Annotated in this window: 17 protein-coding genes and 2 pseudogenes; 9 read left to right on the top strand and 10 right to left on the bottom strand. The window is 58.9% G+C overall.

Going from position 1 to position 23,237, the window contains the following annotated elements:
* The first annotated feature begins 121 nt into the window (after positions 1 to 121).
* Positions 122 to 517 carry an FkbM family methyltransferase gene (locus tag C450_RS12195; RefSeq protein ID WP_005043779.1) on the top strand — a complete coding sequence of 132 codons (396 nt, stop codon included), beginning with the start codon at positions 122 to 124 and terminating at the stop codon, positions 515 to 517.
* A 472-nt stretch (positions 518 to 989) separates the two neighbouring features.
* Here C450_RS12195 and C450_RS12190 read toward each other — a convergent pair whose 3' ends face one another.
* From C450_RS12190 to C450_RS22690, 3 genes are all read right to left on the bottom strand, one after another.
* On the bottom strand, positions 990 to 2,264 hold the full coding sequence (locus tag C450_RS12190) for an IS4 family transposase (protein WP_005043777.1): 1,275 nt from the start codon (positions 2,262 to 2,264) through the stop codon (positions 990 to 992).
* A gap of 82 nt (positions 2,265 to 2,346) precedes the next feature.
* Positions 2,347 to 2,970, bottom strand: coding sequence for an NmrA/HSCARG family protein (locus C450_RS12185; RefSeq protein ID WP_005043775.1), 624 nt, complete (start codon positions 2,968 to 2,970; stop codon positions 2,347 to 2,349).
* A 490-nt stretch (positions 2,971 to 3,460) separates the two neighbouring features.
* Positions 3,461 to 4,315 (bottom strand): cupin domain-containing protein, encoded by an 855-nt coding sequence (locus C450_RS22690; RefSeq protein WP_206536855.1) that lies wholly within the window; start codon positions 4,313 to 4,315, stop codon positions 3,461 to 3,463.
* Positions 4,316 to 4,514: 199 nt separating this feature from the next.
* On the opposite strand from C450_RS22690, the gene C450_RS22125 reads away from it, so the two are divergent.
* Positions 4,515 to 4,787 (top strand): helix-turn-helix domain-containing protein, encoded by a 273-nt coding sequence (locus C450_RS22125; RefSeq protein ID WP_161606964.1) that lies wholly within the window; start codon positions 4,515 to 4,517, stop codon positions 4,785 to 4,787.
* 315 nt (positions 4,788 to 5,102) lie between these two features.
* On the opposite strand, the gene C450_RS23715 is transcribed toward C450_RS22125, so the two are convergent.
* The 4 genes from C450_RS23715 to C450_RS12160 form a co-directional block, all read right to left on the bottom strand.
* Positions 5,103 to 5,252, bottom strand: a complete 150-nt coding sequence (locus C450_RS23715) for a DUF7837 family putative zinc-binding protein (protein ID WP_440717378.1) — start codon at positions 5,250 to 5,252, stop codon at positions 5,103 to 5,105.
* A gap of 1,331 nt (positions 5,253 to 6,583) precedes the next feature.
* Positions 6,584 to 7,666, bottom strand: coding sequence for a sugar ABC transporter permease (locus tag C450_RS12170; protein WP_005043772.1), 1,083 nt, complete (start codon positions 7,664 to 7,666; stop codon positions 6,584 to 6,586).
* The gene (locus tag C450_RS12165) at positions 7,663 to 8,628 is read right to left on the bottom strand and encodes a carbohydrate ABC transporter permease (RefSeq protein WP_005043771.1); all 966 of its coding nucleotides are present in this window, start codon (positions 8,626 to 8,628) and stop codon (positions 7,663 to 7,665) included. Before C450_RS12165 ends, C450_RS12170 begins: the two co-directional genes overlap by 4 nt.
* Before the next feature lie 6 nt (positions 8,629 to 8,634).
* The gene (locus C450_RS12160; protein WP_049910180.1) at positions 8,635 to 9,960 is read right to left on the bottom strand and encodes an extracellular solute-binding protein; all 1,326 of its coding nucleotides are present in this window, start codon (positions 9,958 to 9,960) and stop codon (positions 8,635 to 8,637) included.
* A 248-nt stretch (positions 9,961 to 10,208) separates the two neighbouring features.
* On the opposite strand from C450_RS12160, the gene C450_RS12155 reads away from it, so the two are divergent.
* Entirely contained in the window at positions 10,209 to 11,345 is a 1,137-nt protein-coding gene (locus C450_RS12155; protein ID WP_005043769.1) for an ABC transporter ATP-binding protein, read from the top strand.
* A gap of 9 nt (positions 11,346 to 11,354) precedes the next feature.
* Here C450_RS12155 and C450_RS12150 read toward each other — a convergent pair whose 3' ends face one another.
* On the bottom strand, positions 11,355 to 13,382 hold the full coding sequence (locus tag C450_RS12150) for a glycoside hydrolase family 15 protein (RefSeq protein WP_005043768.1): 2,028 nt from the start codon (positions 13,380 to 13,382) through the stop codon (positions 11,355 to 11,357).
* 104 nt (positions 13,383 to 13,486) lie between these two features.
* Between C450_RS12150 and C450_RS12145 the strand changes: the two genes are divergently transcribed.
* Both C450_RS12145 and C450_RS12140 read left to right on the top strand, forming a co-directional pair.
* Entirely contained in the window at positions 13,487 to 15,607 is a 2,121-nt protein-coding gene (locus tag C450_RS12145; protein ID WP_005043767.1) for an alpha-amylase family glycosyl hydrolase, read from the top strand.
* A gap of 70 nt (positions 15,608 to 15,677) precedes the next feature.
* Positions 15,678 to 16,727, top strand: a complete 1,050-nt coding sequence (locus tag C450_RS12140) for a TrmB family transcriptional regulator (RefSeq protein ID WP_005043766.1) — start codon at positions 15,678 to 15,680, stop codon at positions 16,725 to 16,727.
* Positions 16,728 to 17,269: 542 nt separating this feature from the next.
* On the opposite strand, the pseudogene C450_RS12135 reads toward C450_RS12140, so the two are convergent.
* Positions 17,270 to 18,157, bottom strand: a pseudogene (locus tag C450_RS12135) (transposase); the annotation flags it as partial.
* 46 nt (positions 18,158 to 18,203) lie between these two features.
* Between C450_RS12135 and C450_RS12130 the strand changes: the two are divergent.
* Positions 18,204 to 18,704, top strand: coding sequence for an IS630 family transposase (locus C450_RS12130; protein WP_005043764.1), 501 nt, complete (start codon positions 18,204 to 18,206; stop codon positions 18,702 to 18,704).
* On the top strand, positions 18,652 to 19,374 hold the full coding sequence (locus tag C450_RS21675) for an IS630 family transposase (protein WP_152424496.1): 723 nt from the start codon (positions 18,652 to 18,654) through the stop codon (positions 19,372 to 19,374). Before C450_RS12130 ends, C450_RS21675 begins: the two co-directional genes overlap by 53 nt.
* Here C450_RS21675 and C450_RS20930 read toward each other — a convergent pair.
* Positions 19,298 to 20,122, bottom strand: a pseudogene (locus C450_RS20930) (ISNCY-like element ISHwa15 family transposase); the annotation flags it as partial. The gene C450_RS21675 and the pseudogene C450_RS20930 overlap by 77 nt on opposite strands.
* A 110-nt stretch (positions 20,123 to 20,232) precedes the next feature.
* Between C450_RS20930 and C450_RS12115 the strand changes: the two are divergent.
* Both C450_RS12115 and C450_RS12105 read left to right on the top strand, forming a co-directional pair.
* Positions 20,233 to 20,646 carry a hypothetical protein gene (locus tag C450_RS12115; RefSeq protein WP_005043761.1) on the top strand — a complete coding sequence of 138 codons (414 nt, stop codon included), beginning with the start codon at positions 20,233 to 20,235 and terminating at the stop codon, positions 20,644 to 20,646.
* A 600-nt stretch (positions 20,647 to 21,246) separates the two neighbouring features.
* Positions 21,247 to 23,013, top strand: a complete 1,767-nt coding sequence (locus tag C450_RS12105) for a C69 family dipeptidase (RefSeq protein ID WP_005043758.1) — start codon at positions 21,247 to 21,249, stop codon at positions 23,011 to 23,013.
* Positions 23,014 to 23,237: the final 224 nt, after the last annotated feature.

Raw genomic sequence — 23,237 nt, 5'->3', positions numbered from 1 at the left:
TGAGTTCCGAGAGATCACCCTGATGTGTGTCGTCTACAACATCAAACGTTCCGTCAAGCAGTGAAATCCACCGCCCTATGGCGATTCAACACAGCCGTTGAATGGGATCGATGCCACGGTGATGGATTGCGCCATATCGAATTCGGATGGGACGATAGCATTCGACTCACGTAGCGACACACCCCGCGGGATGGGCGAAGCTCGACATACCGGAGGAGAGATGAACACGCCCGTTCGAACGCTCGATGGGGTCATCGCGGACGATAATGTTCCATCGCCGACGGTGATCATGTCGGACATCGTCGGAGAGGAAATCAACCTGCTCCGTGGCGGTTCGAGGACCCTTTCGTCGCCGACAACACGGGTGACGTACATCGTCATCCACGACCAGCCATTAGAGCGTCTTGGAAGCAGCAAACAGGAAGTTGAAGAACTTCTCAGAACATATGGATTCGACGAGTTGGAATATCTCCGAGAGAACCTTCTCAAGGCCAAGAAGTCGAGGCAGACCGGGTAACTGTAGAGATCGACACCACCCAGCGAAACGCCATCGGGAGGACGGGAGCGGACGCTCACCCAGCTAATGATATCCACTCCATCTGCAGATAGTCCTCTGCGGAATGTATCTTCATCCTCTGAATTGGTCCGGCGAGAGCTGGCAAGGATACAGCAGTGCTGACTACAGGGCGCACATCAGTTCGACAAAGGTGTTCCTTTAGAAAGGTAGGTTTCGAAATCAGTGAGCTCGAGATTAGAGTCACGCTGAAGTCCTGCAATGTCGGCTTCGTATCCGTCTTCGTTGATCCATTCGAACATCAGCGCTTGATCTTCACCCAGCTGTTCTCGCGCCTGATCGAGCGGAACGTGTTGCGCCTCGACCTCACTACCGAGCGCTGTAGAGATAGCCTCAGCCGCCGCTTCGAGTGTTCGTTTGTCGCCCGCTAATTCGGTCGCTTCGCCGATATACTGGGCTGGGCATTCGTCTTTAGCTAGGCCTCTATCGTTGGCTGAGTGATGGTAGCGAGCCGTTCTTGGAGAATCGGTCGCTGTTGGTGGATCTTCTGAGCATCTTCGATCAGCCGTTCCAACAGCGGTGGTGGAGAGTAGCCGAGGTAGTCCCCGAGTTCGTGAAGGATGAGCTGGGCGTGCGACCGGAAGGTCGCCGCCCAGCGTTCCGTCGGAAAGACGCACTCGTCATCAGCTTCCTCTGTCACTACCTTTAGCAACGCTCGACTCACCACCAACGACAGCAACGCTGCGTACAGCAGAACCTCCACCACGTGCTTCTTGCTTGTATCGAACTCGTCCAGTTCGTACTGCGTCTTCAGCTCCCGAAACAGTACCTCTACTTCCCACCTGCACCGATACAGTGTCGCTATATCCGCCGGTAGAAACGACTCCCGTGACAAGTTCGTGATGTACAACTGGTAGTCGTCGGCGTCCTCAACGCGGACGCCGACGACGCGGAATCGCTTCGTATCCCACGACTGCGTGCCCGCGTACTCGCGCCGCTGGAACGAGACTTCTACTTCGACATCGATATACTTCCGCTGAAGATCCTCCACGATGTCGTAGACGTGCTCGCCTTCGAGAGGAATGGCGCGACCGCGCCATTCCCTCAACTCTGCCATTATCACTGGATTCGAGCTGCTCTTCAGCTGACTCACGAAGTAGCCGTCGTTCTCATCGATCAGTGCAAACCGGCGGAACTTGAAGTACGCTCGATCGAACAGTACCAGCCGTCCTTTCAGCCACGAGCCTGTATCGAATGCGGTGCTGTCGTGAGCTTTTTCGTCGGTAACGCTGAATCTCTCGATCGTCTGGTCGGTGGCATTGTGGAGCAGGTGGAGCCGTGCTCCAGCCTGCTCCTCTTTGCGCCCTTCGTACTCCTCAGCAAGGAACTGATGCAACCGCAGGACGGTTCCATCAGCGATGATCACGTCTCTGAACCGGCTGAATTCCTTACTGACCGTGTGTGGGACAGCGACCTCGTCGAGCGCAGTCTCGACGAGGTCGCAGAGATACTCCGCGAACAGCGGCGTGAGTCGCTGGTAGAAACCGCCAGGTGAGAGCACTTCGTCAGCTGTAGAGTTGTAGGCACGTCTGAACCCGGCGAGTGTTCGGCTCTCGCCTGCAGCGAAGCCGAACACGAACGCCCACACCAGCACTGGGATCTGGAGCTTCCCATCTCGCTCGACCACGCCGAGTTCCTCGGCGTGCTCTTCGAGCATCGTCGATGGAAAGAGCGTAGTGAGCCGCTGCATAATTCGAGGTGAGGAGGCATCGTCGTACACAGACACCGCCTCCTCACTCCTGCCGAAAAGGTGACTCGATAAGCCGCCGCTGTCACGCGATTCTTCGCTTAGCTAAAGACGGATGCTGGGCTGGGTTTGCGAGCGCGCTGGCCGCGAACGCACCGATATCATCAACATCGAGCATCTGGACTGGAGTTACTTCCGCGAGCGGGAATGCAACAGTACCATCGTGGATCATCTCGCGTTGCATCTCGAAGTTCTGCATGAAGAATACCGGTCGGATAATTGTTGCTGGCAGATCGAGGTCGCGGATGCGCTGCTCAATCTCCCACTTCGATTCGAAGTGCGGCACGCCCGTCTCACGTTCGGCTCCGCCAACGGAGCTGAACACGAACTGCTCGACGCCGACGTCGGCAGCAACTTCGGCGATGGTCGTCCCCTGCTCGACTTCGCTGTCGTATCCGCCAGCGAAGTGCGTCATACAGTATACAGCGTCGACACGGTCGACGGTGGCCCAGTAGCTGTCTCTGTCTTGTAAGTCACCACTGATGATCGTCGCACCACGGTCCGCGAGCGATTGTGCGGCCTCTCCGTCGGGACTGCGTGTCAACGCGTAGACGTCGAACTTGCCATGTTCGCCAGACAGCAAGTGATCGGCTACTGCTCCGCCTTGCTTGCCCGTCGCACCGACGACGAATACACTACGCGAACTCATCGTGCCCCTTATTCATCAGTCGTCGTTCGGCTCGGTTCATGCGCCGTCCGTTGTGCTGATCCTGTCTCATTACGATCTTCGATACGAGCGACCAGCTGTTGGGAGTTATCGTGAACATGTTTAGTACTACTTCGGCGGTTGGGTTCAGCTGCGGTGTTGCCCCGATCTCCCGTTTCTGCTATAGGTGCCACAAACCCGGCGAACGGGCCGTTTGGAGATTTCGAAGCCACATGTCCCGAGTTGTATCGGTTCACTCGTCACGGAAGACCGACGCTCCCCTCTTCCTCAAAAACGAGCTACTGCAACGACTTCGACTCGATCCATGCTACTCGTTCATCGGCAACCGCCGAAGTAGTATTAGAGTAGTGTGATTTACAGAGGCACGAACCAGTATGTCTAGTCGATATCAAACCGATGAAGCATGTCTTTTGCCTCAGCCCCCGCGTTCTTTCTGCTCGATCCACAAGCGATAGGGGAGTATGTGTCACGATTACTCCGTGTCCATCAGTAGCTCCGTGTCGTACTGTGACGCGAGCGCTTCCGCTTTTTCTAACTGCGCTCGCTCGTCCTCATCGCTTAGGTCGGCAGTCGATGTTCGTTCGTCGACTGGAACGCCAACGGCGCGAAAGAACTCGTCTTGACCGGCTGGCTCACAGATACACAGCATTCGTGCCGGTTGCTCGGTAGCGTTCGTGAACAGGTGTGGTGCGTTCGCCGGAACGTGGACCGTCTGGCCTGCTTTCGCTCCGATCATTTCGCCTCGAATCGTCATATCGATTTCGCCTTCGAGAACAGTGAACGTCTCCTCAAAGTCGTGACGGTGCGGGCCAGGTCCACCACCTGGAGGAACGTGCATGTCGATAAGACACATCTTTCCAGCGGTGTCTGTGCCGGTGAGAAGGATGGTATACGTATCCCCTGCGATGAACAGGTGAGGGACATCCGAACTGTCCGGGTGGGCAACGGTGACATCGCGTTTCGGATCGTCAGCAGAATGTGCTTTCGGGTCTTCGACCATTTTTGTATTCTCCGTCTGGTAGGTGTTCGACAACTGACTCGACTCAGATCTCGTTCGTTGGGTCGTCCTTGAGTCCACTACACTACCTAAGACGGGGAGATACGGATTAACGATAGTCGTGAACATGTTTAGTATTGCTGCGGTATCAAGGACACTGGAGAGGAGATAAATGGCCAGATCACAGTTCAGATTCGAGGTTCCTGGTGAGCTTGGCGCGCTCTCGACAGCCCACCCGGAGACCGAATTCCGGATCGTTTCTAACTTCCCGACAACGGACGGCTTGCTCGTGATTCTCGACATCGAAGCATCGAACTTCTCATCGCTCACTGAAGCACTTGACGAGGAGGATCAATTCCCTGAGTACGAAGTTCTCCATGCCGACGACCAGCGAACGGTCATCCAGTACGAAATATCGTACGTTCCTGCGCCACATCACGCAATCCTCTCGTCAGGCAATCTCATTCAGTTCCCGCTTCCGATCCGAGATGGGTGGGCGGTGGCTGATCTGACGACTTCCCGAGAACGCTTGTCACAGCTCAGAGACGCGTTCGAAGCCGCAGAGGTCGCGTACGATCTCGGTGTTATCCAGCAATCGACCGACAAGACGGCCCTTCTCACCGATCGCCAACGAGAGTTCATCGTCGAAGCGGTCGAGCGTGGGTACTACGAGAGTCCGCGTCAGTGTACGCTCACTGAGCTTGCGGAGTCATTTGATGTCAGTAAGGGAGCCGCGAGTGGAATCCTCCATCGTGCTGAGCGACGGATCATCAAGCGATTCCTTGGAAAATCGCCGATTTGAACTCCCTGTTTCTCATTACTGGTTGCACGAGTCGGCGCATCTACTCAATCAACTGCTTATAATTATCATTGTGCCAATCAGAAACCGCCTTTGGCTCTTGTTAGTGGTCGATTAGTTGCTGATATTGGATATTCTGGAATTTGAGGGCGCTATCTGTCGTCAGAGACCATACACCAGCAGAAATTGGTCAGGTGGATTCGTCATAGGCCCTTTGTTGACTACACGCTCTGCATCTCGCAAAACATCTCTGACAGCCGCCGGAGAGTATCCAAAACAACGTATAGAGCGCATTTGATTGCGAATCCCTATATCGAACTACTGTGGACGAACGACGTCGCGGCAGTCGGGGCATTCAGCAAACGCAGCCGATCCGTCCGCACGCTCGTACTCGATGAGGACCAACCCTGCGGGGATCGCCGCGTTGCACGATGGACAGATGCCGAGACTGGAATCCTGTGTCGTCATGGGTTGAGTGGAACGGGCGTTGTGCCGCCCCTGTTGTGGTCCCATTGGGGAACCCAAAGAGACCCGGAGCGTGTGACAGGTCCGGGTACTCTGACTCTGGAGGGCGAATCACCCTCGTTCCGAACAAGACGGGAATTTCAGATATACTCTCGCCAAGCGTGGTGGAAGTAGAACTCCCCTGGGTTGGAGTCGCTCTTGGCTATCCATCGGATGACGGTAGCGAGTCGTTCGTGGAGGGGTGCGAGTGTGGTCGCCTGAAGAGTAGTGCGACGTACTGACCACCAATACGTTGCTCCATCGTGGTGATTCTACACCCAACAGGAACCGTTCAGTACCCATCCCTCGCCGATAGTGATCGAGTCCCCAGCCAGTAGACGACGTGTGAGCGTGGGACAAACGTTTTCTATTCGCGCGCCATTATGTGTAATCTTGGGGGATTCACAGTGAGCACGCTCGCCAAAGTCAGGGCGGTATTCGCAGGGCCTGCCCGTGATGAGCCGCTTCCATACGAGTGTCACACCTGCAGGATGCGCTTCGAACTCCGGCGGCAGGTCTGTCCACACTGTGGTGGATATACGTTCGATCGCATCGACTGGTCCTTTGATTCCTACGCTGAACGCGGGTAGGTAGATTCGTCATGCACAGATCCCGCAGAAATTAGGCTTCGGTATTGGTTTCGAACCCAGTCATGCATGGGCAACCCGCCTGCCTGACTTCTGCTGCTATGGGGGAAGTTCTGGACCGACAGTCTCAATTCCATCGAGTCTAAGCTCGATCTTCGAGGGAGGATGCGATCCAGTGCCACACTCAGTAACAAACCCACAACACCAGGCATACCGCGCAACGTGCAACGAGTGTGTATGGACCGGCAGAGTCCACTCGACACATGCGGTAGCGGTTGAAGAAGCGAAAATCCATGCTCGCCGGACTGCTCACCAATTTTGTACAGAGGTCAAGCCGTATCCTGCGGTCAGGCTTGCATACTGACGTTCAGCCGAACACAAGCACATGGTCGGAGTCGTCAGCGGCGGGAGCCCTGACGACAAGGTAACGTACAACTTCTCAGTACAGGAACGATCGAGCACCGCAATCAGAGCTACGATGCACCAATCAACGGTGACGGTATGACGTGCGATCCCAACATCGACATCATAGAACCCAACGATTCGACCATTTCCCCGGTTCGGCGGCGGCGGCTATCGGACCACCGGCGAGAGCACCAGGTTCGAGGCCGCAACGAGGAGTTTGTTGAGAGATAAATCGACGGCGAACAGATCGATGCCGACGATTGAGGCCGTGGTGGACGCTACGCCAGCTCGGCTAGTTGTGCCTTATCCCTCCATTCCGCTGAACGAGAGGCCCCCCTCAATGTATCGTTGGGCAAACAGATACACCAGCATGATCGGTGTCGCAAAGGTGAGCGCGAACGCTGAGAAGCGCGCCCACGGTATCGAATATTCGCTGATGAGCGAGTACAGCCCAACCGGAAGAGTGTAGTTCTCGGTGGTGAGTAGTGTCTGCGCGACCACGAACTCCGTCCAGCCGGTGAGGAACGTGAAGATGAACACTGTGGCGAGTCCCGCGGTGGAAAGTGGAATGATGACCTCGGTGACGACGCGCCATGGTGGCGCACCGTCGACGACGGCCGCCTCTTCGTAGGAGACAGGAATCCCGTCCATGTACGTTTTCAATAGCCACGTGTTGAACGGGATCGCGGTCGCTGCGTAGTAGACTGCGAGCGCGAGCTTGCTGTCGTTGATGCCGAACTGGACGTACACGGCGTACAGTCCGATCAGCAACGCGACGCCGAGACCGCCGCCGATCTGTGTCATCAGGACGTACACGAACAGCACCTTTCGTCGGAAAATGAACTCCCGGCGTGAGAGTGCGTACGCCGCCGGTACGACCAGGCACATGGCGATGACGACGGTCGGGACCGCAACTGTGAGGCTGTTCCAGAGGAATTCCTTGAAGTTCGATGGATTCGTCACACCATACTGAGAGACGTCGAGCATGACGATCTCAGGCGTATTGACGACGACGGCGAGATCGGTGAGTGGGACGTTCATCGAAACGGTGTACCCCGGAACGATGAGGTCGCCGATCACCCAGAGGAATGGCTGTAACGTCGGGTTTTCCGGAAGAAGGCGAAACCCCCCGGAGGAGTAGATCGAGCCACCGGTACTGGAGAGGGCGGCCGTCAGGATCCAGTAGATCGGAAATAGAAGTGCGAGCACCACTATGAGCGCACCTAGAGTCGCACCAAGCGTTTTCAGCGGCTCGGTGGGAGATATCTCGCCGCGTCTGATACCGTTAGCCGTATACACCGCGTCACGAACGGCAGTGACGGGCTGGCGCGCGAGATTCTGCATGTCGGTCTTCAGTTTCCGACTGATCCGGCTGAAGAGACTCACTGTTCTGCCACCCCATCAGCGAGCCGACCACGTTTAACATTTAGCCACATGAACGCGCCAATGAACGCCACCGCGATGAGACTGACAGCTGCACCGTATCCGTACTCCGAGAACGAAAGCGCCTCCCGGTAGCCGTAGACCACGATGAGTTCGTTCGCCCGGGCAGGACCGCCCTGGTTGAACACGAACGGGATGAGGAACTGTTGGAATGACGCGGCCGCCGTCAGGATCGAGGCGAACAGCACGGGTCGCTTGATCGATGGGAGAGTCACGTGCAGGAGTCGTGAGAAGAAGCCTGCACCATCGACTTTCGCCGCCTCGTGGAGTTCCTCGGGCACGTCTTGTAACGCGCTGACGGTGATGATGACCATGAACGGGTACGCGAGCCACATCTCCGTGACGTTGTACGCGAAAAAGGCCGGCCACCGCTCGGAGAGCCACGCAACCGATCCGATCCCGAGGGCCGATAGCGCCTGGTTCACCAGCCCGAATTCGGCCGAACTGAAGATACCCCGCCAGACGGTGACCGTGAAGATGGCCGGCAGCCCCATCGGGAGGATGATGAACGACCGCATCACCCGTTTGCCGCGCACGCGGTCGTTGGTCACGACGAGTGCGATACCAAGGCTCAGTCCGATCTTCAGAACGACGCTCGTCGCGACGAACAGCCACGTCACCCCGAAGGAGTTCCAGAACGTCGGGTCGGTGAGGACGTCGACGTAGTTTTGGAGACCGACGAACGTCGCCTCGCCGAACGTCAGCACCGAGGCGACCCCGTCGCCGGCGAACAGGTTCGCTGGAGCGGCGTTCGTGAACGAGACCCCGACGAGATACACCACCGGAAACAGCATGAACGCCGCGAAGACGAACAGCCCGGGGAGGACGAACAACAATGAGACGTCTCGTTTGTCGAGAAATGGGATCGCCTCGATACGGCGTGCGACACGCGAAACCGTGCTCATGACCGACTACTCCCAGTTGCTACGGATGGTTTTGGCGGCCTGATCGAGCGCGGCCTTAGCAGTAGAATCCCCGTTGAACGCGCTGATGAGTGCGGTCTCCATCCCCGGCCACACCTTGTTCATCTTCGGATGCGTCGGCATTGGTACTCCCTGTTTAACGGTCTGTGAGAACGTCTGTACCTCGCTCGGCAGCTCGTCGCTACCAACCAGACTCGACAGCACCGGAATCACACCTTGGTCTTTAGCGAGCGTTAGGAGGTGGTCTTCGTTCGTTACGTACCACTCGATGAACGACCGTGCGGCAGCGGTGTCAGCGCCGCTCTCTTCCATGGCTTTCGTGAAGTACCACATCGTGATCCCGGTGTAGGGTTTGACCGTTCCGCCATCGGGCGATGGGAGCGACGTCACTTCGTAGTTCACTCCTTTCTCGTTGAGTGTCGCGAGATACCACGGCCCGTTAATGGCGAACGCCGCGTTCCCCGCCGCGAAGGCGGCCGCCTGTGGCTCGTATTTGGGATCGTTCGGCATGTACGGTTTGAAGTTTTCGAGTGCAAACTCAAGCCCACGGACGGTCTGTTTCTTGTTGACTCCAAGCATTTGCTCTTTGTCTGGGTCAAAGTAGTACCCGCCGAACGCCTGAAGCCACGCGCTGGTGTAGTAGGGATCGAACGGGTAGCTCAGTCCGTATGTTCCGTTGCTTGGGTCGTGGTGTTCTTTCATCATAGACACCATGTCGGCCACCGTCTTCGGTGCCTCGTCGACCATATCGGTGTTGTATATCAACGTCACCGTCTCGGCTGCGTGCGGGAGACCGACGATGTTGCCTTCAAACTGGATCGCCTCCGCAGCCGCGCTTGTGAACGAATCGAGGGTCACGCCGAGATTGTCGCTCTGATCGACAACGAAACCGCGCTGGAAGTAATCGCCGACCCAGTCGTGGGCCCACTCGAACGTTTGCGCGCCCTGTCCTGCCGGGATCGCACTCGTGGTCTTTTTTTCCATATCGGAGATATCAGCTCCTTTGAGACTGTTCTTCGACTGGGAATTGAATGCCTTAATCGCGCTCTTTCGGGCGGGGATTTCGGGTTCCGGCAGCGAGTACCACGCTTTCGCCGACCCCGCCGATCCAGCTGACCCGCTTTCATTGCCCGCCGTCCCGCTACCGGAGCCGTTGGTATCGCCTGCTGACGATCCATTACTGCCGCTCTGCCCGTCGCCGCTCCCGGACCCGTCGCTAGATCCTTGTTTCTGGGCGCTGATACAGCCCACAACCGCCAGCAAGGCGCTCGTTCCGCCGATGTGTTTCAGCAACGTTCTGCGATTCGTTGTCATGGTGAACGTTGGATGAAAGAGTCGTTCATAACTTAATAGCTTCGGAACCACACGAGTACTTGTCACGATCGTGGGACGGATCGCACCCGAGGTCACTCGCCATCGTGCCTGATCGAGTCGGAACCGAATCACACGAAACGGGTAGATCATCGCCTTGAACCACCACAATATAACTGCTACGAAATATCACATCGCAAATTCTCTTTTCGGGGGAAGAACTATGTTCGTTCGCCCATAGCCCTCAGCGGATGGCAACTGTCACGCTTGACGTTCTCAGAAAGGAGTTCAACAGCGGACGGCTAGTGGCGGTCGATGATGTCTCTCTGGAGGTGGCCAATGGCGAATTCGTCACGGTCGTCGGCCCCTCTGGCTGTGGGAAATCTACGACACTCCGCATGATCGCGGGACTTGAACAGCCGACGTCGGGACGGGTTCACATCGGTGGTGAAGACGTTACTGACGTCCACGCGCGTCGCCGCGATGTTGCGATGGTGTTCCAGAACTACGCACTGTACCCACACAAGACCGTCCGGCAGAACATGGCGTTCGGCCTCCGGATGAGCACCGACCTCGGCAAGGACGCACGCAACGCCAAAGTCGACGAGACGGCGGCGATGATGGGTATCGAGGGGCTACTCGACGACCAACCCAGCGAGCTCTCCGGTGGTCAGAAACAGCGCGTCGCGCTCGGTCGCGCCATCGTGCGCGAGCCGGACGTGTTCCTGTTCGACGAGCCGCTTTCCAATCTCGACGCGAAGCTCCGGGCGAGCATGCGGACCGAGATTCAGCGCCTCCAAGACGAACTTGGAACCACAGCGATCTACGTGACCCATGATCAGGAGGAAGCGATGACAATGGGCGACCGACTCGCCATCATGAACGGCGGCGTTCTCCAGCAGACCGGCACACCGAAGGATGTGTATACGACTCCGAACAGCGAGTTTGTCGGTGGATTCGTCGGCTCACCCTCGATGAACCTCCTCGATGTCACCGTTGAGACCGCCGACGAGGGTGTCAAGCTCGTGAACGAGAACCGCTTCGAGTACGAACTGACTGGCAAGCGTGGCGAGCGCGTCGCCGCAGCCGACGTGACGACCGCGCGGCTCGGGATTCGTCCTGAAAACGTTCGCGTTACCGGCGATCGAGACGGAATCGAGACCGGTGTTGAGGTCGTCGAACCGGTTGGAAGTGACAATTACCTCTATCTGGATCTCGGGCCAGAGTTCATCGCCCGGGTCGCCTCCGACGTCGAACCCGAGACGGGCGACGTCATTCGCGTGACGTTCGAGCCGAAGGAAGTGCATCTCTTCGACACGACAAGCGGCGACTCGCTACTGACGACGGACGCTCCCGAGCCGGCGGTCGCGGCAACGACGTCGCCCTGACGACGCGGGTCAGTCGTTCGCAACAACTGCATGTGGTTCGAGCATAGAGTACTCGTCGAGCAGAGCGATCGTCGCCAGCCGCAGTGCGTGAGACCATCCTAGTGGCGTCGCGCTGTCGGGCGTCCCGTCGTCGAACACCTGTTCCGGCAACGAGCCGTCGTCGCGGGCAAGCGGGCCGTCGGGCAGGACGAGTCCGAGCAGGTCTCGGGCCGTTGCGGCCAGTTCCTCTGTGCGTTCGTCGTCGTGTTCGGCGAGCATCGCGGCGAGCGATCCGGCGGCGTACGCCCCCCATGCTGTCGAGACCGTCCAAATCTTCTCGTGGCCCTGTTCGCGCCGTCGCCAGTCGTCGCCGTCGTACCGAACGAGCCCGGCAACTGCACTACTGTCGGGATCGTGTCGAAGTTCGTCGACGAGCGTCATGACGTGTGATACGAGCCGATCGAGACGCTCGTCGTCGATGTCGCCGATACGAGCGTGCTCGCGGTGAGCGCTGACAAGCGCGAATGTTGCCGAATCACACCGATCGTCGAGTTCGCCGTCGGCGTCATGGTCGGGGCCGTACTCGCGCAGTGCGAAGATGCCGCGCTCTTCGACCCAGAGATCGTCCAGGCCGTCATAGACCACAGCGGCCTGCTCGGCCGCTCGGTCGGCGAGATCGCTGTCGGTCGCGGCGACCGCCGAATACGCTTCGAGGACGGTGGCTGTGGTGTGGGTGAACCGTCCGGTCATGTCCTCCCACGCGTTCTCGCCGCCGATTGGCCGGCCGTCGGTGGCGAGGTCGTCGTCAAGCGCGTCGAGCGCGCGGTTCACCACGTCGTGGTGGTCGTTCCCGCTCCCATGCGCTGCTAGGTAGGCCACGACGCTCGCCGTCTGATCGGCTTGATAGTCCTCGCGCTTGTCTGTCTCCAGCCGACCATTGGCCCAGCCCGGCGCGAGCGTGCCGTCGAATGCCCAGACACGGTGTGGCCACGTCCCGTCGTCGCGCTGTGTCGCGGCGTAGGCCGCTGCGCTGCAGGCGTGCCAGTCGTCGAGCCCGAGATCGAGCTGCCGGTCGGCGTCGAGGAGGAACGACGAGGTTTCGGCGTCGTCGCGGAACCACGCGTAGCCGTACCCTCCTGAATGGGCGTAGTACGGGTCGAATTCCGGGGCAGCGATCCGGAGCCCCGACTGCCCAGTAAGCGCCGAGAGTACCCGGAGATCTGTCCTGATCGCGTCGGCGTGCAGGTGTTCAGTAGTGAACGGTACGGCTCGTCGGTTGGCTGCACGTTCGAGTGCGGCGGCATTGTGGTCCGCTGCGGCCGTTCGAACCGCGTCGAGAGCGGCCTCGCGCGGCTGGTCCGTGCGTCTCGTCAACAGCGTCGCCATCGTTGCCGTCCCGTTCTCGACCGGGAGCACACAGCAGACGTCGCCACCCAGTGCGTCTTCTCCCGAGGTCTGCTCTTCATCCGCCCGGGGGTACGTGGACGGTGTCCCGTCGAGAAGAGCTTCAAACCCGTCGAGTCCAGAGCTACAGATCGTCTCGAACCCGGTGGCGCTTGCGAGGTAATCGGTTTCCGCGGCGTGGTAGAATTCGATCGCATCATCGTGATGGAGCTGTCCAATGCGCGTGTCACGCCCGTCCGGAGCGAACCCGACGCCGGCAACCACGTCAAGAGACTCCTCGGCCGCACTCACGTCGACGTGGGTGACGTGTATTTCGTCGAATGTGAGGTCGTACTGGGTTATCACTCCGTGGTCGGTCTTGTGATCGGTGACGACGAGTGCGGTATCGCCCTCGTAACGCTGAGTACTGCGCCGGGCGTCGAACCATGTCGGCTCGGTCTCGTCGATCGGTCGGACGCCGAACCGGGAACGAACGATTCCGGTCAGTCCCATGAGCGGATAGCTACAATCCCGTATCGCCCCGTCCTCGTCGACGTGCATGAGTCGCCCATCGGACCCGGAGAAACGCCCGGTCGTCGTCCGTCGTTCGCCTGGAAACCGAGTGGCGTCGTCTCGGTGACGCTTGTAATCGTCCAGCGCGTCGCGGAGGTGCATTGATAGAGCGTCCTCTCCACGCCCTAATAACTTTGGTGCAATTGTAGTTCAAATCTCTTCCACAACCGAAACGGTCAAACCCTTCGGTGGCGACCCGTGTGAGTATGCACCACCCTGGACCACCGCGCTTTCTTCACGTCGGTGAATCGATCGAATTGGCACCGCGCAACCCCGACACGGTAGCGGAGTACGCGTGGCAAATCGTCGACCAACCGGCCGAGAGCATGGTGACGATCGACGACGAAGCGGTCGTCCACCTCGTGCCGGACGTTCCTGGCATCTACCGCGTCGAACTCGACGCTCCCGACGGTGTTCACAGCCAAACGGTGCGCGTATTCCCCGATCCTCGCCGTGAGGCACGCTTCAGCGTGACCACCGACGAGGTGGATAGCGACCTCGATGGTGTCGACCACGCCGCCGTGATCGGGCAGTTCAACGATTTCACGATGGGGACACACCGAGCCGAGCGCACTGGGGAGGGTGATCGTTCCGGTGAGAACGCTCGCGCCGGCGGGTACGTGGGCAACGAGTGGTTCCTCGACGTGACGCTTCCACCCGGCACACACGAGGCCATCTTCGCCTTCGACGACGAGTTTGAGCCGCATGCGACGAGCGAGGTCACGGTCGATGGCCCCGGCCGGCCGCGTGTTCGCCTCGACGGACGGCGTGAGGACGACGAAATCGTCGTGACCGCGACGGCCGACGCCGCTCCCAACGGGAGCGTGCCGAGCGTCGAGTTCCATCTCGACGACCGGGATACCCTTACGCGCGATGCAGTCACCGTCGACGACGAGACGTTGCGAGCCTCTGTCGACACGCTTTCGGAACTATCGCGCGTCCACGCCGTCGCCGTCGCCGAACGACACAGCATCGCCGACACGCTGACGATCCATTCTGAGCCCGCCGGCGAACGGACGCGGACCATCTCGTTCGACCGTCCCGCCGATCCACCGGCGTGGGTTCGCGACGCGACTATCTACGAGATCTTCGTTCGGGCGTTCGCCGGCGACACCGTCGACACCACGTTCGCGGCGATCGAACGACGAGTTCCCTATCTCGAATCGCTCGGCGTCGATGCTGTCTGGCTCACGCCAGTCTGTGAGAGCCCCACCCGCCACGGCTACCACATCACCGATCTGTTCGACACCGCCGCGGATCTCGGCACGCGTGAAGAATTCGCGTCGCTGGTCGATCGCCTCCACGAGGCCGACATCAGGATGCTCTTCGACCTCGTGATCAATCACACCTCCCGTGACCATCCGGCGTTTCAACTTCAACGAGCCGGCGTCCCCGAGTACGCCGATCACTACGAACGGGTTCCGGCCACCCAGGACACCACGGGCGTTGACTGGGCCGGCGACGACGCACCCGGCCATTACTTCACGTGGTCGAAGATCCCGAACCTGAACTACGATTCCCTCGCCGTCCGTGAGTGGATGCTCGACGTCATCGACGAATGGGCACCGCTGGTCGACGGGTTCCGGTGTGACGTGGCATGGGGCATCCCACACGGCTTCTGGAAAGAAGTCCGCGAACGTTTGAAATCACGGGATGAGGAGTTTCTCCTGCTCGACGAGACCGTTCCGCGGGACGCCGCCTTCCGAGAGAACGAGTTTGACGTTCACTACGACACCGATCTGTACGCTGTGCTCCGGAATATCGGCACTGGCGACGCACCGGCGAGCAGTCTGTTCGACGCGCTTGATGATTCGCGTCGCCACGGCTATCCCAACGAGGCGCTCCATATGCGCTACGTCGAGAACCATGATGAGGACCGCTACGCGACCGAATGCAACGACGGCAGCCTGCGGCCCGCCGCGGCTGCAACGTTTACGCTTCCCGGCGTTCCCATGGTCTACTACGGTCAGGAACGCGGCGTTCCCACGGATCGTGGCACGATGCGCTGGCACGACGGTGACGCCGCTTTAACCGAGTTCCATCGCCGGCTCATCGCGCTGCGCAACGAATATCCGGCACTCTGCGCCTCTGGCGTCGAGCCCGTCGCGTGTGACGTCCACACCGGCGATCCCGAACGTGTCGTCGCCTACGAACGTGGCACCGAATACGAACGGCTGATCGTCGTGCTGAACTTCGGCCCCGACCCGGTGATTGTGACTCTCGACCGGGCCGTCGAACACACCGATCTGTTTGACGAGTCCGCGCTGACTGGAGACGGAATCCGGATCGATGATATTGCTGTCCTGATACCCAGTGGTCAGGAATGACGGTGACTCCACCGCGGCGGCGTCCGTCACCACCGGATACTGTAAGTATCAGCCGCTGTGAGCGACTGCCATGAATGACCCCTCGATCGAGCAGCTGTTACAGCAGTTCGGCCTGTCGGACAAGGAGATCGACACGTATCTGGCGATTCTGGAACAGGGCGAAGCGAAGGCGAGCGTCGTCGCTGACGAGGCGGACGTCTCCAAACGCCACGTCTACAGCGTCGCGGAAACGCTCGCCGATCGGGGGTTCGTCGAGGTAAACGATCACGTCGTGCCGACAACGATTCGGGCACACCCGCCCGAGAGCGTCGTGGACACTCTCGCCGACGGCCTCGAAAAAATGGAACCGGCGCTCGAATCGCGCTTCTCGCAGGCGGCCCCCCGCTCGGAGAGCTTCGAGGTCGTCAAATCACGCGTCACCGTGCTCAAGCGCGTCGCCGAGCTTCTCGGACGCGCGGAAGAGGAGGTGATGCTCGCGATCCCCCACCGACTGCTCGATGACGTCGCCACGGAGCTCCGGGACGCGATCGAGCGCGACGTGCTCGTCGTGCTCCTCGTCACAGGGGCGGAGCCCGACGACGACCTCGGCCTTGACGAGTTGGCCTCGGTCGCCCGCGTGTGGGATCAGCCGACGCCGACGATCCTCACCGTCGACCGGGAACTGGGGCTCGTTGCACCGCCCGAAATGTTTTCACGCGCGAACAACGCCGCGCAGGCGATCGTCTTCGCACAGGAACAGCTCGGCCCGGTCATCGTGGGCTCGTTTCTCGGGAACTACTTCCCGATAGCCTCCGAGATCTACGCGGCCGATCCGGAGCCGCTACCGGCGACGTACCGGGACTTTCGCCACGCGGTTTTGCAGGCGGCGCTCCACATCCGCACCGGTTCCACAATCCGCGCACGCGTCACCGGTCGTTCCCTCCACAGTGAAGACGGCCCAAATGAACTCGATGGTATCATTGTTGATGTCCGACAATCACTGCTCGAACCGACGAACAGCTCGTTCCCGGTCGAGAACACGCTCATCATTGAAACCGACCGCGGAACATACAATGCCGGCGGACAAGGCGCGTTCGTCGAAGACTTCGAGGCATCGATGGTAGAACTCCAATCCGCCTAATGGCCTGTGACTTGTTCATAGGATATCTTGTTGAACGCAAGGCGGAGTCGGGATAGGGTCAGTGACTCACTGTTTCACAACCTTCGATACGCGATTCTCCGCTCAGAAGATGCAGTAGCTGTCGCTGATGACAGCCATCGAACGATTCGAATCATACCTTTTTTGAATGTTTCTCTGATGACGACAACGACTCCTCTAGCGGATACGCCGCAGAAAGAGAGCAGGCGGCGAGTTATTAGTGGTTCAGGTAAGTTCTGGGCATGGATGAGGAGAGAGTCCGCGTCTCTAAGTCTACAGACAGAGAATCGTCACTGGCCTATGTGCAAAACTTCTCTTAGGCACTAACCAGGTGTTCGGAATGTGCATCTGAAATCGTTGAGCGTCCGATAACTGCACTGCCCGAAGGTGTGGAAAATTGTCGTGGTTGATCTCGTTCGCCAACCTACCACACTGACTGTTCCTTCCGTCGATATCACCTCCGAAAACAGAGCGGGTGGGTTCAGATGTCTCTGACGAGACGGCGTTCCGCTGCCGCGGAACGCCTACGTCACCGGAATATCTTTGCGGACGATGTTCAGGAACGTCCGCGCAGGCACGCGTGGTTTGAGTCGCTGTTCGATGTCGAGGTTGACCTGTATCAGCAGGTCAACCAGCAGCCACATGTCGTAGAGAATCACAGCAAACCCGAAGTAGAACACGCGCACGGCAGTATTCCGTGAGGTCGTCCACGTGAGGAAATCCTTGATCGACTTGTAGCTGTTCTCTATACCCCATCTTCGGGCGTACCGCCGCATCACGCGGCGCGTACGCCCTCGTGCTTGTTTCGTCGCGTCATCCACTGACAGATTCGTCACGAACGTCACCGTTGCATCCTCCTTACGATCCGAGGGAACCCCGACGAGCGTCGGGGTGACCGTCACCTTCTCTCCTCGGATGGTTTTCTCCATTTCGTGAGTCTGTTTCACGGCGACGTCGTGGTCCATACCAGCCACGAAGCGGTCAACTCGATCGTCCGACGATTTCCGGATGAGGTAGGAGAAACCCGCTTCCTCGACCACATGCATCACGCCGATGCTGTCGAAGCCAGCATCGGCATACACTGTCCCGATAGAGACGTGCTCGCTTGCTATGTCGAGCAGTTGGTCCATGAGAACCCTCCGAGGCATGGAGGGAAAGCGGCGGCACAGCGGCCGCATCCCCAGCGTGAACTTCACCTCATCGCCCACGATCGAGATGGTCGCCATCTTGTAACACCATGAGTAGGATTTGTTCGATGGTGCGCCCGTACTCATCTGGAACTCGTCGCGATCGCCGTAGTAGGCGATGTAGGTGACATCGATCGCCACGTCGACGTGGCGATCTATCGAGTAGTAGCGCTTGGCCACATCCACCATCTCCGCAATCGCCCCGTTGACCATCGAGGCGATCTGAGTGGTCTGCGAAAGAGCTGACCCCTTAGAGCGCCTCTCTACGGTGATGAAGAACAATCGGCGAGGTCTGTTGGTGAGACATCTGTCGGGTGATGAGCTTGATCGAGCGATTGCAGATGCGCAAAAGGCGGACGAGACGCGTCTCGTCCGGCGGCTCTGTTACGTGAAGAATCTCTACGCTGGCGATACGCACGAAGAAGCAGGCGACCGCGTCGGGATCTCTCGATCCACGACGCGTCGGTGGGCACGCGCGTGGAACGAAGCCGGTGTCGAAGGCCTCCGGCCAGGCTTCGGCGGCGGACGGCCGCCGAAGCTCACCAACGAGCAGTTCGACGAACTCTGTGACATCCTCGAAGAGGGCCAGCCGTGGACGCCGCGAGCGATTCATGCGCTCATCGAAGACCGCTACGGCGTCACGTACCACCCAGCACACCTGAGCCGGAAGCTTCGAGCTGCCGGCATGAACTACGCGAAGCCGCGCCCGATGGATCCNGATGATCCCATCGTACTGGGCTTCTTTCGACGAAGCGTGGCCACAGCCATTTGAGAACTCTCAACGGATGTGGTCGTTCGACCGCACGGTCACGATTCCAAAGCCGTTGGTGACGTTTCCGTGGCGCTCGATCGGCTTCTACGCGATAACTGGCCAGAGCGTGATCACGTTCAAAGACGAACTGGTCAAGGAGACGATCGTTGAGGCGCTCGAAGAGATTCGCGAGCAGAATCCGGTGGGGCGGATTCTNACTGGCCAGAGCGTGATCACGTTCAAAGACGAACTGGTCAAGGAGACGATCGTTGAGGCGCTCGAAGAGATTCGCGAGCAGAATCCGGTGGGGCGGATTCTGCTCGTCGCCGACAACTACAGCTCCCATCACGCGAAACTCACCCAACAACGGGCCGACGAACTCGGCATCGAGTTCGTCTTCATCCCGCCGTACTCGCCAACGCTGAACGCGATCGAACCGCTGTGGAAAGACCTCAAACGAGAGATTTCGCCAACCATCTTCGAGGACAAAGACCACTTCAGAGAGTTCCTCGTCGAGGAATTTCTTCGATTGAGCCATCGACTGAGCTTCGCCAGCCACTGGATNATCTTCGAGGACAAAGACCACTTCAGAGAGTTCCTCGTCGAGGAATTTCTTCGATTGAGCCATCGACTGAGCTTCGCCAGCCACTGGATTGAAACGTTTCTCCCAGATGTCCAAAAGTTACGCTGACCACTCCCATCGCCTCGATTTGCTTGATGTAGTGGAGGTGAGTATCGCTATCTGGCCCACCGCTCTCGCGGGTGGTTTCCTCGTCGAAGAGTCGGCTTCCCTGGTTGGCAGCTGTATCCGTCAATCCAAGATAGCTCTGGAGCTCGAGGAACGCGGTATCGTCATACCGCGTTCCGTCGTCCGGCCGGTCGAGGTCCATCGCCGGAAAGACGTACTCACACAGCGCTTGCGTCACCTTCTTCGCCTTGCTGTCAATGTAGCGCTGTTCGGACCGACTGGAGAGATCGCTCTTGTCTTCGGATTCGAGAGCGCGCATCCCGAGTGGGTTGCCCACTTCGTGGGCAACACCGAGAATACGCTCAGCAGACCTCTGGATGAACGTCTTGAGCCGCTCGGGAAAGCGCTCGCGCCACGCGCGACCGAGCGTGGTTCGCCCCGGCGCGGTCTTCCCCAGAGCGAACTGATCGGGGTCGAAGCCGAGCGTGCGGGCACGCTCGGCGTCGGTGAGGTACTCGTGAAGCTCCTCGGTCGTGAAACCAGCGAGTTCCTTGCAGTAGAATGCCCGAACCATCGGTTCGTAGCCGTAGCGAGCGTTCCACTCGATTTCGCTGACTTCGTAGACCTCAGCGAGGCTGAGGTCAAACCCATGAACTACCGTGAGAAGATCCGTGTCTTCGTGAATCGATTCCGCGGCTTGGCGTTCGAGCCGCCTGATCGCCGGCTCGAACGCGGATGTCTTCTGTGACATCCACTCGTGGTTAGAGGTCTGCCGCGGTTAGCCGCCCGTCTCATGCACACAAACTGTCGTTCGGAACTCCTGATTAAATGGATCCCCTATCTCACCGCGAACGGAGAAACATGCTCTCGAAGCTAAAACAGATGGACGTAGTCTCGAAGCGTACAGCCATGATCGGTCTTGTTGCCCTCACACTCGTGCTCGCCGGGTGTAGCGGCGGCGGAGGCGGCGGTGGCGGTAACGGAACTACCGCAGGCGAAGCGGGCGGAGCGGGCGAAGCGACTACCGCAATGGAAGGCGGAGAAGAAACCACTGCTATGGAGGAAGAGGAAACCACCGCCATGGAGGAAGAAACCACTGAAATGGAAGGTACTGCTATGGAGGAGACCACCGAAATGGAAGGCACCGCCATGGAGGAAGAAACTACTGAAATGGAAGGTACTGCCATGGAGGAGACCACCGGAATGGAAGGCAACATGACCGGCAATATGACGGAGACGGAGATGATGGGCAACATGACGACCACTGAAGCCTAATCAGCAGACAAGTAGGCTTCCGCTCCCCTCTGGAGAAATTTCTTCACGAACCGCGAGTACACTTCCTTTAGGAAGGGGAATAGAAACCGAAGGGCACCTTGAGCGTGTACTCATTCAAAACTATGTATTCTCAGTTCAGAGACTCAGTGTAGCATCAACCCTCAAATTAGCAGTTTACCGTAAGTTTTACTGTAAGACGCTTTCGTCTACCTCGTCAACGCGTTCGGCGAGGAGCTGAACAAGCTCCCGTATAGTGATTTCATCTTCCTGAACGAGTGTCGTATCGGCAGCATACTTGATTGCTTCAGCGTAGCTGGAGCAATCATGACGCGCCATGATTCGAGTGAGTTTAGCGGCCAATCTGTCGCTAACCGTGATTGTCGTGTAACCCTCTGGAGGCATGAACGGTCTACGAGCCAGTTTACGGTATAACTTACGGTAAACCGGCTAGTTCACGGTTGAAGCTACACTCAGCGCTTTGAAAAATCTGACCCTCAGAAGACCAAGAGGCTCTGCCAAGAGCGTATCCACCCCCAATTAATGATGTTCTGTTATTGTGGAAAGTAGTTAATGAACGATCGTCCGATAGGCGACGGCGCAATGAGCCTGATACATCTCACACGACGAAAGTTCGGGGCGCTTACAGCTGCCTCCACACTCCTCCCCGGATACGTGAGAGGAAGCAACGCTTCCGGTGAAAAGGACGCAACCGCACGCAACCCGAACGCCGACGCGACCACTACGACCAAAACAAAGAATCCACCGACCAAGAGTATCGGCTTCTACGTCGGCAGCGATCTGACCGATGATGGGTCGACCATGTTGGGTGGGTTCGGGCACGAACAGTCCAGCCACTGGATCGATATCGTCCCACGTCAGCAGTTCCCTAAAGACGCCACCACTACGGTAGGTGTCACTGAGAACGCCAGTATCTCCGGCGAACTGATGGAGATTCCACAGGCTGAAGAGACCAACAAGTACATCTCCTCTTTCTACTCTGAGTGGGCTGGGTTTCCGCCGCCGCTGACCAACGGTGGATTGAATGAGCACGGCCTGGCTGCGCGGGATATTTGGTCGCCCTCGCGCGAGGAGCTCGTCACGATGGCTGAAGAGGCGGCACCCCTGCGCGGCCCGCAGTATTCGGACTTGGCGCAGGCCGCGATGGAGCGCGCCTCAACCGCTCAAGAGGCCGTCGAGGTCGTCGGTGGGCTGATGGACGAGCACGGCTACTCGACTTACGGTGGCAACTCACACCTGTTCGCCGATGAGAACGAAGGTTGGGTCTTCATCAACTTCGCCCATCCCGACGGTGATCTGTGGGCCGCCGAACGCCTCGGTTCGGACGAGGTCAGGGTGTCGTACTTCGGCTACATCCTCGACTTCCCGGCCGACCACGAGGACAACCCGGACTTCATGGCCTCGGATAAACTGTTGAGCTTCGCCAAGGAGCAGGGGTGGTGGGACGGCAGGGGTGACACCCTGAATCTGCTCGACGTGTACGGCGTCGGCGAGTTCCCTGCCGAGAAGCCGGTCGAGGACTACATTTACGCCACGTTCTTCCAGGATGCCCGTCACCCCCTGAAGCGTGAGAAGGAACTCGAAAACCAGACCCCCCTGAGCCTCGAAGACATGCTTGCCGTGGTCCGAGATCCCCGGTGGTCGACCGACTTTGCTGGCTACGGCCAGGTCGCCCACCTGCGTCCCGACGCGCACAAGAAACTACAGACGCTCTGGACCGCGGTGACGAGCGCGATCACCACTCCCTTCGTGCCGATCCCGATCGCCGCTGAGGAGGTTCCGCCGGAGTTCCGCCAGCATCGGTACATGACGAAAAACTCCGCATCGAACTTCTTGGACCATGGCTGGCAATTTCAGGAGGGCACGCGCTACGCGACCCGTGAGTTCAAACGGTTGCTGTACCTCACCGGTGAGCGACCAAGCGAGTTCCTGCCCGGCGTGGTCGGCGCGATCGAAGGTTTCGAGCAGGAATTGCTCGCCGAGCGCGACACGATCGAGAAGGCTGCTCAGAAGCTCTTCGAGAGTGGTGACAACCAGGCGGCCCACGACCTGATCACCGACAACGTTGAGCAGCGGCTGCTGGACAGCCTACAGCTCGGTATGGACCTCAACGAGGGGGTCGAGGCAGAGATCCGCGAGCGCTTCGGATACCAAGAGCCCGAGAGTCGCAACAGGCCGGGTGAGACCACTCCCCCCGCCAGCCAGGCCATGGCTGCGGCCAACTGGAGTTCGATGGTTCACTGCTACGACCACGGCTTGCACGACGACAACCTTCCGCGGAAGCACGGCGCGTACACAGTCGATTCGTCATCTAACAGCGGCTCAAAGAAGAAGATCCGCTTTCCGTAGTGTTGGATTCGGTGGCCCACTAGACCGTAAACTCGAGGACAAGTAGCGAATGCCCCCGGCGTTTCGATCCTTGGTGCCCTCTAGCGCATGCTGTTCGAAGGTGACACTGCACCGGCTGGTGCGGCTAGTGTCCTCGCACACGGGCTCTCAGTGACATTTGTTGTCTCCGCAATCATTGGCATGATCGCACTCAAGTTCGCCTTCGATATCCTAGTCAACCACCG

Source organism: Halococcus salifodinae DSM 8989, assembly GCF_000336935.1.
GTDB classification, from domain to species: Archaea; Halobacteriota; Halobacteria; order Halobacteriales; family Halococcaceae; genus Halococcus; species Halococcus salifodinae.
This window is presented reverse-complemented; position numbering and strand designations above follow the sequence as displayed.

Excerpts from the sequence above, each read along its gene's own strand:
- C450_RS12195 (WP_005043779.1), top strand. The coding sequence starts at position 122 with ATGGATTGCGCCATATCGAATTCGGATGGGACGATAGCATTCGACTCA.
- C450_RS12190 (WP_005043777.1), bottom strand. The coding sequence starts at position 2,264 with ATGCAGCGGCTCACTACGCTCTTTCCATCGACGATGCTCGAAGAGCAC.
- C450_RS12185 (WP_005043775.1), bottom strand. The coding sequence starts at position 2,970 with ATGAGTTCGCGTAGTGTATTCGTCGTCGGTGCGACGGGCAAGCAAGGC.
- C450_RS23715 (WP_440717378.1), bottom strand. The coding sequence starts at position 5,252 with ATGACGACACAGGATTCCAGTCTCGGCATCTGTCCATCGTGCAACGCG.
- C450_RS12165 (WP_005043771.1), bottom strand. The coding sequence starts at position 8,628 with ATGAGCACGGTTTCGCGTGTCGCACGCCGTATCGAGGCGATCCCATTT.
- C450_RS12160 (WP_049910180.1), bottom strand. The coding sequence starts at position 9,960 with ATGACAACGAATCGCAGAACGTTGCTGAAACACATCGGCGGAACGAGC.
- C450_RS12155 (WP_005043769.1), top strand. The coding sequence starts at position 10,209 with ATGGCAACTGTCACGCTTGACGTTCTCAGAAAGGAGTTCAACAGCGGA.
- C450_RS12150 (WP_005043768.1), bottom strand. The coding sequence starts at position 13,382 with ATGCACCTCCGCGACGCGCTGGACGATTACAAGCGTCACCGAGACGAC.
- C450_RS12145 (WP_005043767.1), top strand. The coding sequence starts at position 13,487 with ATGCACCACCCTGGACCACCGCGCTTTCTTCACGTCGGTGAATCGATC.
- C450_RS12140 (WP_005043766.1), top strand. The coding sequence starts at position 15,678 with ATGAATGACCCCTCGATCGAGCAGCTGTTACAGCAGTTCGGCCTGTCG.
- C450_RS12115 (WP_005043761.1), top strand. The coding sequence starts at position 20,233 with ATGCTCTCGAAGCTAAAACAGATGGACGTAGTCTCGAAGCGTACAGCC.
- C450_RS12105 (WP_005043758.1), top strand. The coding sequence starts at position 21,247 with ATGAGCCTGATACATCTCACACGACGAAAGTTCGGGGCGCTTACAGCT.